Below are 14,716 nucleotides of genomic sequence, written 5' to 3'. Positions count from 1 at the left end.
GAACTCCCATGGCTTTCCCCACCAGCGGCCGCCGCCGCGCACCCGCGGCGCGTCCCGCCGTCGTCCTCCTTGGCACCGCACTCCTTGGCTCAGCCGCGCTCGCCGGCTGCGCGGACCCCGGCGCCTCCGCTGCGGGCAACCCCAGCGGAGGGGCGCAGACGACGGCGGCCCGTAACGGCGTCGTGTACAACACCTCGCCGGACCAGCAGCGGATCCGAGCGGAGAAGGACCCCGCGCTCGCCGCCAAGGTCCCGGAACTGATCGGCAAGGACGGCAAGCTGTCCGTGGCCACCACCGCCGGGTCCATCCCGCTGTCCTTCCACGCCACGGACGACAAGACGCCGATCGGCTCGGAGCTGGACATCGCCCAGCTGGTGGCGGACAAGCTGGGCCTGCAGCTGGATGTCCAGGTCACGTCCTGGGAGAACTGGCCGCTGAAGACCCAGTCCGGCGACTTCGAGGCCGTGTTCTCCAACGTGGGCGTGAACAAGGACCGGGTGAAGCTGTTCGACTTCGCCAGCTACCGGGCCGCGTACATGGGGTTCGAAGCGAAGAAGTCCTCCACCTATGACATCAAGGGCGCTGACGACATTTCCGGCCTGAAGATCTCCGTGGGCTCGGGCACCAACCAGGAGAAGATCCTGCTGGCCTGGAACAAGGAGCTGGAGGCCAAGGGCAAGGCGCCGGCCACGCTGCAGTACTACTCGTCCGACGCCGACACCATCCTGGCGCTGTCCTCCGGCCGCACGGACCTGAACATCGCCCCGTACCCGTCCACCGTGTACCGGGAGAACACCCGTGACGACCTGAAGGTGGTGGGCAAGGTCAACGCCGGCTGGCCGTCCGAGACCCTGGTGGCCGCCACCACGCTGCGCGGCAACGGGCTGGCGCCGGTGATTTCCGAGGCCCTGAACGAGGTCATCCAGGACGGCTCCTACGGGAAGGTGCTGGAACGCTGGGGCCTGTCCGAGGAAGCCTTGCCGGAATCCAAGACCATCACAGCGGAAAACTTCGCGGCAACGCCGGCAACCGCCACGGCCGCTCCGACCGGGAAGGATCAGAAATGAGTACCTTTGAAAACCCGGGCTTTCTGGCCATCGAGCTCGACGGCGCCGGCTGGGACGGTGCGGACCTCACCCGAGCCGTGCTGGCAGCCGAGTCCGCGGGCTTCCATGCTGCTACCTTCACCGACGCGCCCGCTCCCGGCCGTGCGAACGCTTTGCAGCGGGCCGCGTTCGCAGGGCCGGTTTCCCGGACCATCGCGCTGGTGCCCGAGGTGGACACCGTATATACGGAGCCGTTCCACGTCTCCACCCAGCTGGCCAGCCTGGACTACGTCTCCGGCGGCCGCGCCGGGTGGATCGTCACCGCCGGTGAGGCACCCGAGGCTGCCGCCGCCGTCGGACGTTCTGTTGTCACTGGGGCAGCGCTGGGCCAGGAGGCCGCGGCGTCCATCGAGGTGTCCCGGCGGCTCTGGGATTCCTGGGAGGACGACGCCGTGATCCGCGATGTTGCCACCGGCCGGTACATCGACGTGGACAAGCTGCATTATGTGGACTTCGAGACGCCCGCCGGCTTTGCCGGCGCCGGCTACTCCGTCAAGGGGCCTTCCATCATTCCACGGCCGCTGCAGGGGCAGCTGCCCGTGCTGGCCCCTGCTTCCCTGATTGGCGGGGTTCCGGTGGAGGCCCTGGACACCGTGCTGGTGTCCGCTCCAACGCCGGAACTGCTTGCTGCCGAGGTCCGTGATGTGCGGGCCCGCGTGGGAGCCGGCGTTGCGGTGGTTGCCGAGCTCGACCTCGTGCTGGACGCCCGCGGGCAGGCCGCGGCTGCGAGCGGTGCATCGTTCGACGGCGGCCGGGCGGCTTTTGCAGGTTCTGCAGCCGGCCTCACCGACTTCCTGGCCGACCTTTTAAAGGAGGCCGACGGCGTGCGGCTGCACCCGGCGTCGCTCTTTGTCGACCTGGAGGAACTGGGCCGGCTGGTGCTGCCGGAACTGCGCCGGCGCGGGGCACTCCGCCCGCTGGTGCAGGACGGCACCTTCCGCGACGTGCTGGGCCTGGACCGTCCGGCCAGCCGCTACGCAACCGCCGCCGCTGCGCCTGCTGGCACCGGAAAGTAAGGGGAAAATCCAATGACACAGCACACCCGTGCTAAATCCGAGGTGTTCGTTCCGTCCGGCGAGATCCAGTTCGGCGTCTTTTTCCAGGGCGTCAACTCCGGCACCATCTGGAAGGCCCCCGAGTCCGGATCGCAGACAGACTTCGAATCCTTCCGCCGCATCGCCCAAACCGCCGAACGGGGACTCTTCGCCGCGTTCTTCCTGGGCGAGGGGCTGCGCCTGCGGGAACACCTGGGACGCCCGCACGCGCTGGACGTGGTGGGCCGCCCCGACGCGCAGACCATGCTGGCCGCCCTGGCATCCGTCACAAAGAACATCGGCCTGGTGGCCACCCAGAACACCACGTACAACGATCCCGCGGACCTGGCCCACCGGCTGGCCTCGCTGGACCTGGTCTCCGGCGGCCGTGCGGCGTGGAACATCGTGACCACGGACAACGCCTGGACCGGGGCGAACTTCCGCCGCGGCGGCTACCTGGACCACGCGGACCGGTACAAGCACGCAGAGGCGTTCGTGGAAACGGCCAAGCGGATCTGGGATTCGTGGGAAACGCCGGACGGTCCCGCCCGCCGGGTGCTCCATGAGGGCCAGCACTACACGGTTGACGTGACGCCGCGGCTGCCGGGCAGCGCCCAGTACCGGCCGGTGCTGTTCCAAGCCGGCGACTCGCCCGAGGGCCGCAATTTCGCCGCCCGGCAGGCCGACGTGATCTTCTCCGCCCACCCCACGTTCGACGACGCCGTGGAGTTCCGCAAGGACCTGGTGGAGCGGTCCCTGGCCGCCGGCCGCGGGGCCAATGCCGTCCAGATCATGCCGGCCAGCGAGTTCATCCTGGCGCCGACCGCTGCCGAGGCGGCGGAAAAGAAGGAGTGGGTGCGGAGCCTGCAGATCGGCCCGCAGCAGGCCATCGCCTACCTGGAGCAGTTCTGGGGACGCGAACTCTCGGCCTACGATCCTGACGGGCCGCTGCCGGAGATCGATCCGGTGGTGGAGGAAACGTCCGAGACCCGCGGCAGCGGTTTCCACGGTGCCAAGGCCCGGCAGCTGGCGGACCAGTGGCGGGCCGAGGCCAAGGACAAGGGGCTGTCCATCCGGCAGTTCGTCACCTCGAAGACGGCGCGGATCGATTCCACCTTCACCGGCTCCTACACGGCGGTGGCGGACCAGCTGGCCGAGTACGCGCGGGTGGGGGCTGTGGACGGGTTCAACATTTCGCCGTGGCTGGTCCCCAGCGGGCTGGATGACATCGTGAACCACCTGGTGCCGGAGCTGCAGGAACGCGGCGTGTACCCCACGGAGTACCGGGGCCGCACCCTCCGCGAGCACCTGGGGTTGGAGACGCCGGTGCGTTCCGCTGACGGGGCTGTCGCGGCGGCCCGCGCCTGATGCGCCGGGCTGGTTTTGCCGGTAGGGGCGGTCTTGCTGGGAAGGCTGGTTTCGCTGGAAGGGACGACGACGGCGGCGAGGCGTGTGCCGCCGTCGGCCCTTCCGCGGGGGCTAGTGCTGTTGTGGCTGGCTCGTCCGGGACCGTCAGCCTGCAGCTGACGGTGTGGGAACAGTGGGTTTAGGGCCCGTTGCCGCACACCGCCGGCCGACGGCTGGGCCGCTAGTCGGTTTCCGGGCTTTGGCAGTAGAAGCACGTGCCGGCGTCACAGTCTTCCGCTGTGTCCTGTTCCGTTTGGCGCTCACTCATTCCGGGTCCTTTCCGTGGGGATTGTGAAGTAGTACCCCTTGCAAGGGTTTGCCCGGGACCCCTGCTGGGATCCCGGGCAAACACTGGGGGTGGTGGCCTGCCGGCCGGTTAGTGGGCCAGGGCCGGTTCGGCCAGCTGGATCTTTTCCGCCTCGGTGGGCACGAAACCCGCCTGGAGCTCGGAGCGGAGCTTGCCCATGTCCAGCTCACCCTGCCACTTGGCGATGGCCACGCAGGAGACGATGTTGCAGACCGTGCTGGTGAGGGCGCGGGCCTCGCTCATGAAGCGGTCGATGCCAACGATGAGGGCCACGCCGGCCACCGGCAGGGTGGGCATGACCGTCAGGGTCGCCACCAGGGCCACGAAACCACTGCCGGTGACGCCGGCTGCGCCCTTGGAGGTCAGCAGCATCATGCCGAGCATCAGCAGGATCTGGCCCCAGCTGAGGTGGATGTCGCAGGCCTGGGCGATGAACATGGAGGCCAGGGTGAGGTAGATGGCCGTTCCGGTCAGGTTGAAGGAGTAGCCGGTGGGGACCACGAGGCCCACAACGCTGCGGTCGCAGCCGATCCGCTCGAGCTTGGACAGCAGGCGCGGCAGGACCGGTTCGCTGGAGGACGTGGCCAGGACGATCAGGAATTCGTCCTTGAAGTAGCGCAGGATCTGCCACAGGCTGAAGCCGGTCACCTTGGCCAGGACGCCCAGGCCAACCACCACGAAGACGATGCAGGCGGCGTAGAAGGCAAGGATCAGCATGCCGAGGTTGCCGATGGAGTGGGCGCCGTACTTGCCCACGGTGAAGGCCATGGCCCCGAAGGCTCCGAGGGGGGCTACCTTCATGATGTAGCCGAACATGATGAAGAGCAGCTTGTTGAAGCTGTTGACCACGTTCAGGGCCAGCTGGCCCGGTGCGCCGAGCTTGCTGAAGGCGAAGCCGCACAGCAGGGCAATGACCAGCACGGGCAGGACTTCACCGTCGGCGAAGGCGCCAACGAAGGTGGTGGGGATGATGCTGAGGATGAAGTCCACGGGGTTGCTGCTGGGCAGTTGCGTGGTGTACTTCTGCGCCACCGAGGAGTCCAGGTGCGTGGGATCGATGTGCATCCCGGCGCCGGGCTGGAACAGCGTCACCGCGGCCAGGCCCAGGGCCAGGGCGAGTGCCGTCAGCGCGTAGAAGAGGCCAAGCGAACGGATCAGGGTGGGGCCCACCTTCTTGGTGTCCCGCAGCGAGGTGATGCCTCCGACGATGGTGCAGAACACGATGGGGGCGATCATGAACTTCACGAGTTTCACGAATCCGTCGCCGATGGGCTTCAGGGACGAACCGAGGTCCGGCCAGAGTGCGCCTACAACGACGCCGAGAGCGACTCCGATGAGTACCTGGACATACAGGTGTCCGAGGATGGATTTGATCTTCATTGAACAACTTCCTGGTTGGTGCGGCCCCTTAATGATGGGGCAAAGAGATGGGGGTTTAGGCGGACAGTTCGGCGGCGGGGGCCACGTCGATGTCTGCGGTGGCGATGTGGCGGGCTGCCCGGTGGAGGGCCACTTCGCTGACGGCGCCGGTGTCATCGGTGATGATTTCGGCGGTGATTACGCCGGCGGGCGTCCCGACCCGCAGCAAGCGGGGGGTTCCGGTGCCGGTGGAGGGTGATTGGCCCGCTGCGGTGGCTACGACCGATGACTGCAGCGAGGATGCCAGGGCAACTGCCACGGCTGAGGTCAGGCCGATGGCCGGGTGGGGTGCGAGCATGGACAGCATCCGCACCCGCACGTCGTGGCTGCCGGCGGTGATGGTTGTTCCGTCCGCGGCGATGTAGTCGCCGGCAGGTGCCACAACCCCGACTTTCGGGACAGCGTTCTGCGGCGGATCCTCAGGCTTCCGGAGCCCCATGATGAGGCCGGCCGATGCACGTGCCCCGATAAGGTCCGGCAGCTGGGCGGTGAGGCTGTCCGTCATCGAGGAAAGATCGACGCCGGCCTGGTCGGCTGCGAGGAGCACGGCAGGGGCGCCGGCGTCCACCATCGTTGCGGCCAGGGTCCGGCCGTTGACCTGGAGCTGGTCCACCGTGTTGCCGGTCGGCAGGAGTGCACCGGTGTTCTGGCCCCAGGGGCCGTGGAACGAGAGGCTGACGGGAACACCGGCGGCGCTGCTGCCCGGAACCCGGGCCAGGCCGGACCTGGGAATCTGGCCGCCGGGAGTGGGAACCGATCCGCTGAGCACCGCGCCGGACGTGACGTGGCGCATGCGGACCTTGGTCATGCCGTCCCGGGCGGGAACAATGCCCGTCTGGACTGCGAACAGGGCAATGGCCGTGGCGCAGTTGCCGCAGTTGGAACCGAGCTCAACGGTGGGGTCACCGATTCCCACCTGGGCGAAAAGGTAGTCGAGGTCTGCCTCGGCACCCGGGGTTGCCCAGATGACTGCGGCCTTTGACGTGGTGGAGGTTCCGCCGCCGACGCCGTCCAGCTGCCGCGCATCCGCTGCGCCGAAAGCGGCTGACAGCAGTGCGGGGATTTCCTCGCGGGTGGGGGCGTGGAGGGCCACGTCCCTGGCATCGAAGAGCCAGCACTTGCTGGTGCCGCCCCGGTACCAATGTCCTTTGAGTCCCACTGTATTTCTCCCTCGTAACTTGCAGGTGCTCTACTTCACAGCACCTTGTACTTCTACGATCCGGGATGCGAGCCTTCAGCACAATCGCAAATAAATGGACGACTATCTACTTTTGCTAAACTCAGTACATGGCAATCCTCGATCTCCACCGGCTTCATGTGCTTCGCGAGGTGGGCCGCTCCGGTTCCCTGACCTCCGCTGCGGCCGCCCTTTCCTTCACCACCTCGGCGGTCTCGCAGCAGATCGCGAAACTCGAGCAGGAGATGGGCGTGGTCCTCATCGAGCGCCATCCCCGGGGTGTGGTCCTGACCGAGGCGGGGCACGCCCTGCTGCACTACGCGGACGACATCGACAGGACCGTGGAAGCTGCCCGCGCCGAAATGGGGGAGTTCGCGGGCCTTCGGCGCGGCCAGCTCCGGCTTGGAACCTTTCCCACCGGCGGGGCCTCCCTGATGCCGGACGTAGTGCTGGCGTTCCGCGCCCGCCACCCGGAGGTGGCCGTGACGGTGGTCAGCGCCCGCCGGGACGGCCTGCTGGAGCGCCTGCGGCGGCGGGAAATCGAACTGACGCTCCTGTGGGACTATCCCTGGCAGCAGATCGAGGACCCTGACCTGACCCTGGTCAGGCTGACGAACGATCCCACCGTGCTGCTGGTACCGCGGGAGCACCCGATTGCGAAACTGGGTTCGGTCCGCATTGGCGCATTGAGCGACCAGGAATGGGTGGTGCGCGACGAGCACCCCGTGGCCGACGTCCTCAGCCGGGTATGCCGCGATGCCGGGTTCGAACCGCGGATCGCGTTTGCCGCCAACGATTACCAGGAGACACAGGGCATGGTGGCGGCCGGCATCGGGATCGCCCTGGCACCGAGGCTGGCGCTGACGGCCCTGCGTCCCGACGTTGTAGCGGTCCCGCTCGCCGGGTCCCCGAAGCGCCGCATCCTCCTGGCCCATCTGGAAAACCGGAGGCTCAGCCCCGCCGCGCAGCAGGCCACCAAGGTCTTCCGGTCCATCGCCAAGGGCGCGGCTTCCTGACACAGGAGGGTGCCGCCGTCGTGCACTTACCTTTCCTGGCGCCTATCTGGCAAGGGGGCCGGCAACCAGCGCGCGGGCAAGGTCCATGAACTCGGCGTGGGTCACGGGAGCCGGGGATGCGGCCGCGTTGCGGGTGTTCCGGGCGATGGCGAAGCTGTCGCTGACGAAGCGCCGGTGCACAATGACGCTGCGGATTGCCGGCAGGACCAGCAGGAACTGGCCGTAGTTTCCCGCAGCCAGGAACGCCCCCTCCCACTGCGGGCCGGGTTCCCGGGGCAGCCACCACAGGTAGCCGTAGTCGCAGGTGCCAAAGCCGGTGGCCGGCGCCATGTCTGCGCGCCTGACATGGGTGGCCACGCTGTCCCTGACCCACTCCCGGGGGACATGCTGCCGGCCCTCCCACTGCCCGCCGCTCGCCATGAGCAGCCCGATCTTGGCCAGGTCCCGGGCGGAGAGGAAGAAGTGGTAGGCCGGGAAGGCGGACTTTCGAGCGTTCCCGAGCATGCGCTGGCGGGTGGGGTCGTAGTCCTCGAATCCCAGCGGACCGGCCAGGTACTTCTCGAACGCGTCGAAGACCGTCAGGCCGCCGGCCTTCTCGAAGATCGCGCCGGCGGCGTTGAAGTCCCAGTTGTTGTAGACGAAGTACTGCCCCGGTGCTTTGGTGCCGCGGGGAGGGAAGGCATCCTCGTCACTGCCCGGGCTGGAGGGCGGGTGGTAGACCCCCGACCGCGAGGTCAGGAGGTCGCGGAGCCGCGCCGTTTTCTCGAGGGGGAGCAGGCCGCCCACATCATCAACACCGAGCTCATCGAGGGTGGCGTCGAGGTTGACCGTGCCGGCGTCCACCTGGATTCCGAACAGGACCGAGAGCAGGCTTTTGCGGACAGAGGCGACGTAGCTGGCGCGGGTGGTGTCGCCAAGTTCGACGACGGTCCTGCCGTCCTGGAGGACCAGCAGGGACGAGGTGTTCCGGGGCAGCGGAAGTTCTGGGGCGGCGGTCACGGGGCCTCCTGGTGGCGGGTAAAACCAAAAAGCCTGGGGACCCGGCGGAGGCCGGGTCCCCAGGCATGGGATTTGGGGGTTACTTGGTGTAGCCGAACACCTGGTTCCACTTGGCGAGGTCGTCCTTGCCGTAGGTCACGGCGTCGGTGTTCTGCATGCGGAAAACCTTGCCGGAGTCGACGGCGGGGAGGGTCACGCCCATGATGGTGGGCGGTGCCACGTCGGTGCGGACCGGGTATTCACCGATTTGCGCGAAGACCTGCTGGCCCTGCTTGGAAAGGTTGTAGTTCATGAAGACCTTCGCGGCTTCCACGTTCGTGGCGGTGCCCGTCATGCCCAGGTAGTAGTCGTAGGAGACCAGGCCTTCCTCGGGGACGATGAACTTGACCGGGGCCTTGTCCTGGACAGCCGAGATGTTGGTGCCGCTGATGGTGACCGTTCCCACGGCCACCTCGCCGCGGGCCAGTGCGGTGGCTTCAGCACCCAGGGAATCGTAGATCTTGGGCTTCTGCGCAGCGTACTTGGCGAAGTAGTCGCCGCCCATCTTGGTTTCCATGAACCTGTTCAGCGCCGCGGTGCTGCCGCCCGAGCCGCCCTGGACGATGCCCAGCTTGCCCTGCCACTTGCCGCCGACGGCATCCGCCCAGGACTTGGGGGCATCGGCTTCCTTCACCAGCTGGGTGTTGTAGCCCAGGGTGTACACGGAGTTGAACATGCGGGTGAACTGGCCGCCGTCGACGGAAACGTCCTTGAGGGCCGAGGCGCCGGGGACGTCATAGGCCTTCCAGACCTTGGCGTCCTCCATGGACTTGGCGATCCGGTAGTCGGACGTGCGGATGACGTCGGCGCTGAGTTTTCCGGCGCCCTGTTCGGACAGTACGCGTTCGGAGAGCTTGTTCGGGGTGAGGCGGACAACGTTGACCTTGATGCCGGTGTCCTTGGTGAAGGCGTCCACCAGCGCGCTTTCGGACGAGTCGGTGTAGCCCGAGTAGAGGGACAGGGTCTGCGTCTTGGCCTTCTCGTAGGTGGCCTTGTCTGCGATGGACTCGCCGTTGATGACCAGCCCGTCGTCGGTCTTCACAGCCGCACTGGCAGTGACCACGCCGGCACTCTGGGCGGCGCTTCCACAGCCGGTGAGGCTGAGGGCGAGCAGCACTCCGGCGGCGGTGAGGGCGGGGAGTTTGGACGCTAACTTCATTGTGGGTGTCCCTTTCAAAGGTGGGTGTGAGGTCAGTTCTTGGTCTTGCGTTCGCCGCCGACTTTTTGGGCGATGACGGCGAGGATTCCGATGACGAGGCAGTACAGGACGCTGACGGCTGCAGCCGCCTGGCTCTGGCCGTTGTCGAAGTTGTCGAACACGAGGATGGACAGGATCCGGGTGTTCGAGGTGAAGAGGAAGATGGAGGCGCTGAGCTCACGCATGGAGAGCATGAGGAACAGCAGGAACGAGGACATGATGCCCACGCGCATCAGGGGCAGGGTGACATCCAGGACGGACCGGGTCCGCCCGGCGCCGAGCATCACCGCGCTGTCCTCGAGGTCCTGGTCCATCTGGAGCATGGACGCGGAGACGCCGCGGTAGCCCTGGGGCATGAACACTGCAACGCAGGCGACGGCGAGGATCGCCAGGGTGCCGTAGATGGGCAGCGGCAGCAGCAGCCAGGTCCAGAGCAGTCCGATGCCCATGACGATGGCGGGGACGGCCAGGGGGGTCATGGCGACCAGTTCAATCAGGCGCCCCACCTTGGACTTGGTGCGGTACCGGATGTAGGAGGCGATGAAGCTGAGGGTGGTGCCGGCGAAGGCTGCGATCAGGGCCACCAGGACGCTGTTCTTGAGGGCCAGCTGGAAGTCGTTGGATCCGAGGACGTCGATCAGCTTGGCGAAGCTGAGTGAATTGGCTTCGAGCAGCTGCGACATCGAGGACACGAACGGGGTGGCCTGCATGGACGCGGCGAGCAGGGCGAGCATGGGCAGTACGACGGAGACCGCGAAGTAGGCCAGTGCGATGATCGTGAAGGGCCAGCGCATCTTGCGCAGCGGTACCTGCCGGGGACGGTTGCCCTTGCCGGTCATGGTGGTGAATTTGCGCTTGTTGATGATGCGCTGCTGGATCAGGGTCACGGCCATCAGCGCAACTGTCAGGATCACGGCGACGCTGGCCGCCTGGTTGCTCTTGGCGGGCGTGGCGCTCATGAGGCGGTAGATATAGGTGGGCAGCGTGTCCACGCCGGCGGGGTTGCCGATGACCTGGGCCACGGGGAAGTTTTCCATCGTCAGCGCGAAGACCAGGACGGCGGAGCCCAGGATGGCCGGCAGGGCCAGGGGGAGGGTGACGGTCCGCAGCATGGTGCGCAGCGGAGCCCCGTGGACGGTGGCAGCCTCTTCGAGGTCGGCGTTCATCATGGACAGCGAGCTGTGCAGCAGCAGGAAGGCGTACGGGGCGTAGAAGATTCCCAGCACGAACACCAGGCCCGGCAGGCTGTAGATGTTGATGGCGGCATCAATGCCCAGGTCGCGGAGGAAGATGTTGATGTAGCCGGCGCTGGGCGAGCACAGCAGCGACCACGCCAGGGCGCCCACCAGGGCGGGGATGAACATCGGCGCCATGCCGATGAAGAAGATGAACTTCCGCCACGGCGCATCGGAGCGGGCGCAGACGAAGGCCAGGAAGGCGCCGATCAGCAGGGCGATGAGCGCCGAGCCGGCACCGACCATGAGCGAGTTGACCAACGCGCCGAGTGCTTCCGGGGTGGCCAGCAGCGCCAGGTTGGACAGCGTCAGGCCGCCCAGGGAGATGCTGCCCGGCCGGGGAACGCTGTCCGAGAACGCGGCGAGCAGGACCAGGGCAAGCGGAAGGACGATGAGGACGCCGAGGATGACCAGGACAATGAGGCCCGGTGTGTTCTTCCGGAGGCCCGAGAGGGTCCGGGCAGCGCGGTAGTCCCGGGGCGCCGGCTTTGGTGCGAGGCGGGCGTCGGCGCGGGTGGCCGCTTCGGTGGTCTTGAGGCTCATGCGAGGACCTCAGCCGGCAGGATCTGGACTTCGCGGGGGTTGACGGTCACCCACACGCGGTCTCCCACTTTGTGCTGTTCGCCGCGGCGCAGTCCGCCCAGGGCGTCCAGTTCGGGTCCGGATTCCAGCTGGATCGCGTACCGGATGTCGTTGCCCTGGAAGCCCGCCACGCGTACCGTTCCGGGCCATGAGTTGGGGTGTTCGGTGGGCATGGCGGTGATCTGCAGGTCCTCGGCCCGAATGCAGACCTTGGGGGATGTGCCGGCGTCGCTGGCCTGCTGCGCCGACTGGATGGTGAGCCCGCTGTTGGTGATGCGTGCGGTGGTGGACCCGGTGGCCGTGCCCTCCGGGGTGCAGTCCATGATGTTGGAAACACCGAGGAAGTGGGCGATTGAAGCGCTGGCGGGTGCCTCGTACATGTGCTGCGGGGCGCCCATCTGCACAATCCGGCCGCCCTGGAGCAGGGCGATGCGGTCTGCCAGGGCGAAGGCTTCGTGCTGGTCGTGGGTGACGTACACACAGGTGAGCCCCAGCTGGAGCTGGATTTCACGCAGTTCAACCCGGAGCCGGTCACGAAGGCGGGCATCAAGGTTGGAGAGCGGTTCGTCGAGCATGAGCACGCTGGGCCGCATGACCAGGCTGCGCGCCAGGGCGACGCGCTGCATCTGGCCACCGCTGAGCAGGCTGGCGCCGCGGTCGGCGTAGGGCTCCAGGCCCACCAGCGTGAGGGCCTCCATGACCCGCTCGTCGATTTCGTTCTTGGAAAGCTTCTTCTGCTTGAGGGAGTAGGCAACGTTCTGGGCCACCGTCATGTGCGGCCATACCGCGTAGGACTGGAACACCATGCCGACGTTGCGCTTGTTCGGGGGCAGGTTGATGCCCTTTTCGGAGTCGAAGACCACAACGTCGTCGATGATGATCCGCCCCGAGGTGGGCTCCTCCAAGCCGGCGATGCAGCGCATCGTGCTGGTCTTGCCGCAACCGGACTGGCCCAGGAGGACGAGGGCCTCGCCGTCTTCGATGTCGAGGTTGAGGTTTTCGATGGCAGTGAAGCTTCCGTACTTCAGCTGCAGGTTTTGAATGCTGATTTTCATGGCTGATTCCTTGGCTGGGTTTTTCCGGTAGGGGTTTCTTCAGTCACTGGGCACCAGGATGGTGCTTTCGCTGATGACGCGGGCCGAGCGTTGAAAGGAGACTTCAGCGGGATCGGCTGCATCCAGTGCCAGCGCCGTCGTGCCTTTCAGTAAGTGGATAAAGAGTCCGGCCTCCGCCGCCGGAACCACGCTGCGCTGCACCACGCTGCCTGGTGTGCCCGAGGCGGCCGCGACGGCGACCGCGCTGGTGAGGCCGATGGCGGGGTGCAGTGCGGTCATCGAGATCATCCGGGCCGAAACGCCGGTTGCGCCTGCGGGCGGAGGTCCCACGATGCCTACCTTCGGAATGGATGTGAGGTCCTGCGGCAGGCCCATCCTGCGGGCAGCCGCTGCGCGCAGCTGCGGTGCAAGCCGGACCAGCGCCTCCAAGGCTTCCTCGCTGCCGGTTGCGTCCAGCCCCAGATCCTGGGCGTCGAAGAGCGCAGCCGGGGCGCCGGCGTCGATCAGTGTCGCCTGGTACCGCTTCCCGTCGACCTCGATGTCATCCGTGGCGTTGCCCGTGGGGAACTGTGTTCCGTAGCTGGACCAGGAGGCTTTTTGGAAGATGACGTCGATGGGGACGCCGGGGTAGTGCTGGCCATCGAGGCGCCGGCCGCCGTAGGCGGGTACCTGTGCCCCCGGTGTGGGGATCTCGCAGACCAGGCGCAGGCCGGTCACGGTGTTCAGGATGGGGACCCGGGTGACTTCGCCGGTCGGTGCGACGAGCCCGGCATGGAGCGCGTACAGGCCCAGCGCTGTTGCGCAGTTGCCGCAGTTGCTGGCCCACTCCACTGCCGGCTTGTCGATGGCCACCTGGGCGAACCGGTAGCGGACCGTTCCGTCCGGATCGGTGCCGGCCACAGTGATCGCCTTGCTGGTGGTGGACGAGGCGCCGCCTACTCCGTCGATCTGGCGGAGGTCCGGCGAGCCGAAGGTGCGGATGAGGAGGCGGTCCGTCTCCAGGGCATCAGCCGGAAGGTCCTCGTCCCGGAATATCCAGCACTTGCTGGTGCCGCCACGGACGAGGGTGGCCGGTACCGGGGTGACCGGGAGGGTGCCGGCCTGCGGCTCTTCCCTGAATAGAAGCGTCATTGGTTCTCCTGGAATACCCCGCGCTGCCGTGTGCAGTCGCCGGGTAAATGTTCAAAGCTGAGCCAACCGGAATCCGGTATTTGGCCTGCTGTATGGCGTTGGTCACAAACGGTATACCGTTAGTATGACTTAAGCAACAGTCCTTGGAATGTGAATACCGGTAAGGGCGTTTGGGCCCGCGCCTGCTTCGGAGGGTGTGCGAAAAATCGGCACGGTGTTCACAGCGCGGCGAAACGGTATGCAGTGCGTTAGAATTGCGGCTAAAGGTATGGCGCCGGCGCGCCCTGCCGCTTGTTTCCATGAAGACCGGAGGCCGCCCGTGGCGTCGCAACCAGAGACAAGCCCCTACCTGATGATCAGGAACGCCATCATCTCGCAGGAGCTGCCTCCCCGTGCCCAGCTCGTCGAAAGCGCCCTGGCCAAGAAGTACAACGTCTCGCGGACGCCCATCAGGGAAGCCTTGCGGCGCCTTGAAACCGAGGGGCTCGTGGAGCGCTACGGTTCACGCATGCAGGTGCGGGAGTACCGCCCGGAGGAGATGCTGGACCTCTATGAGGTGCGGACCTTCCTGGAGGAGGCGGCCGCAAAAACTGCTGCTCTCCGGCACACGGACATGGATCTGATGCTGATCGACCGCGCGCACCAGGCCATGGTCACCCTCGATTTTGATGCTGCCACTCCCGCTGAACTGGCCGCTGCCAACCGCACCTTCCATGAGCGCATCTGGGCCGCCAGCCACAGCGCCGCCCTCCTTGACCTGCTCGACCGGATCCTGGTCCACTTCATCCGCTACCCCGGCACCACGCTCTCCACCAAGGAGCGCTGGGACCGCGTACTGAAGGAGCACGAGGAGCTGCTGGTGGCCATCCGAGCACGGAACGCGGAGGAGGCCGGCCGCATCGCCAGCGCCCACATGGACGAGGCAAAGAATATCCGCATCCAGATGTACATCGACGCCCAGGAAATCAGCAGCCCGCGCCTGGGATAGCCACACAATCCGGCACTAAACCT

General features: G+C 66.8%; 12 protein-coding genes. 5 read left to right on the top strand and 7 right to left on the bottom strand.

The window, feature by feature from the left end:
- The first annotated feature begins 8 nt into the window (after positions 1-8).
- Genes VIK36_RS20460 through VIK36_RS20450 form a run of 3 tightly spaced genes read left to right on the top strand, consistent with a single transcriptional unit; the run spans position 9 to position 3,508 of the window.
- A complete protein-coding gene (locus VIK36_RS20460) occupies positions 9-1,067 on the top strand; it encodes a transporter substrate-binding domain-containing protein (RefSeq protein ID WP_255173621.1) in 1,059 nt (352 codons plus the stop codon).
- Positions 1,064-2,122, top strand: a complete 1,059-nt coding sequence (locus tag VIK36_RS20455) for an LLM class flavin-dependent oxidoreductase (protein ID WP_324643435.1) — start codon at positions 1,064-1,066, stop codon at positions 2,120-2,122. Before VIK36_RS20460 ends, VIK36_RS20455 begins: the two co-directional genes overlap by 4 nt.
- 12 nt (positions 2,123-2,134) lie before the next feature.
- Positions 2,135-3,508 (top strand): NtaA/DmoA family FMN-dependent monooxygenase, encoded by a 1,374-nt coding sequence (locus VIK36_RS20450; protein WP_324643434.1) that lies wholly within the window; start codon positions 2,135-2,137, stop codon positions 3,506-3,508.
- 415 nt (positions 3,509-3,923) lie between these two features.
- Here the strand turns inward: VIK36_RS20450 and dctA are convergent, their stop codons facing one another.
- Complete coding sequence (dctA, locus tag VIK36_RS20445) at positions 3,924-5,234, bottom strand: C4-dicarboxylate transporter DctA (RefSeq protein ID WP_324643433.1); 1,311 nt, start codon at positions 5,232-5,234, stop codon at positions 3,924-3,926.
- A gap of 55 nt (positions 5,235-5,289) precedes the next feature.
- Positions 5,290-6,432: a PrpF domain-containing protein gene (locus tag VIK36_RS20440; RefSeq protein WP_324643432.1), complete on the bottom strand. Its 1,143-nt coding sequence runs from the start codon at positions 6,430-6,432 to the stop codon at positions 5,290-5,292.
- 128 nt (positions 6,433-6,560) lie between these two features.
- Between VIK36_RS20440 and VIK36_RS20435 the strand changes: the two genes are divergently transcribed.
- On the top strand, positions 6,561-7,466 hold the full coding sequence (locus VIK36_RS20435; RefSeq protein ID WP_255173616.1) for a LysR family transcriptional regulator: 906 nt from the start codon (positions 6,561-6,563) through the stop codon (positions 7,464-7,466).
- A gap of 42 nt (positions 7,467-7,508) precedes the next feature.
- Here the strand turns inward: VIK36_RS20435 and VIK36_RS20430 are convergent, their stop codons facing one another.
- The 5 genes from VIK36_RS20430 to VIK36_RS20410 form a co-directional block, all read right to left on the bottom strand.
- Entirely contained in the window at positions 7,509-8,465 is a 957-nt protein-coding gene (locus VIK36_RS20430; protein ID WP_324643430.1) for a serine hydrolase, read from the bottom strand.
- 79 nt (positions 8,466-8,544) lie between these two features.
- Positions 8,545-9,663, bottom strand: coding sequence for an ABC transporter substrate-binding protein (locus VIK36_RS20425; RefSeq protein WP_324643429.1), 1,119 nt, complete (start codon positions 9,661-9,663; stop codon positions 8,545-8,547).
- A gap of 32 nt (positions 9,664-9,695) precedes the next feature.
- Positions 9,696-11,480: an iron ABC transporter permease gene (locus VIK36_RS20420; RefSeq protein WP_324643428.1), complete on the bottom strand. Its 1,785-nt coding sequence runs from the start codon at positions 11,478-11,480 to the stop codon at positions 9,696-9,698.
- A complete protein-coding gene (locus VIK36_RS20415) occupies positions 11,477-12,574 on the bottom strand; it encodes an ABC transporter ATP-binding protein (protein WP_324643427.1) in 1,098 nt (365 codons plus the stop codon). The genes VIK36_RS20420 and VIK36_RS20415 overlap by 4 nt, the downstream gene beginning before the upstream one ends.
- Before the next feature lie 39 nt (positions 12,575-12,613).
- Positions 12,614-13,705 (bottom strand): PrpF domain-containing protein, encoded by a 1,092-nt coding sequence (locus tag VIK36_RS20410; RefSeq protein ID WP_324643426.1) that lies wholly within the window; start codon positions 13,703-13,705, stop codon positions 12,614-12,616.
- 319 nt (positions 13,706-14,024) lie between these two features.
- Here VIK36_RS20410 and VIK36_RS20405 point away from each other — a divergent pair, with 319 nt between their 5' ends.
- The gene (locus VIK36_RS20405) at positions 14,025-14,693 is read left to right on the top strand and encodes a GntR family transcriptional regulator (protein WP_224023586.1); all 669 of its coding nucleotides are present in this window, start codon (positions 14,025-14,027) and stop codon (positions 14,691-14,693) included.
- Positions 14,694-14,716: the final 23 nt, after the last annotated feature.

This window comes from Pseudarthrobacter sp. LT1, assembly GCF_035621795.1.
Lineage (GTDB): Bacteria > Actinomycetota > Actinomycetes > Actinomycetales > Micrococcaceae > Arthrobacter.
Note: the sequence above shows the minus strand (reverse complement) of the source record. Positions and strands in the feature narration are given on the sequence as shown.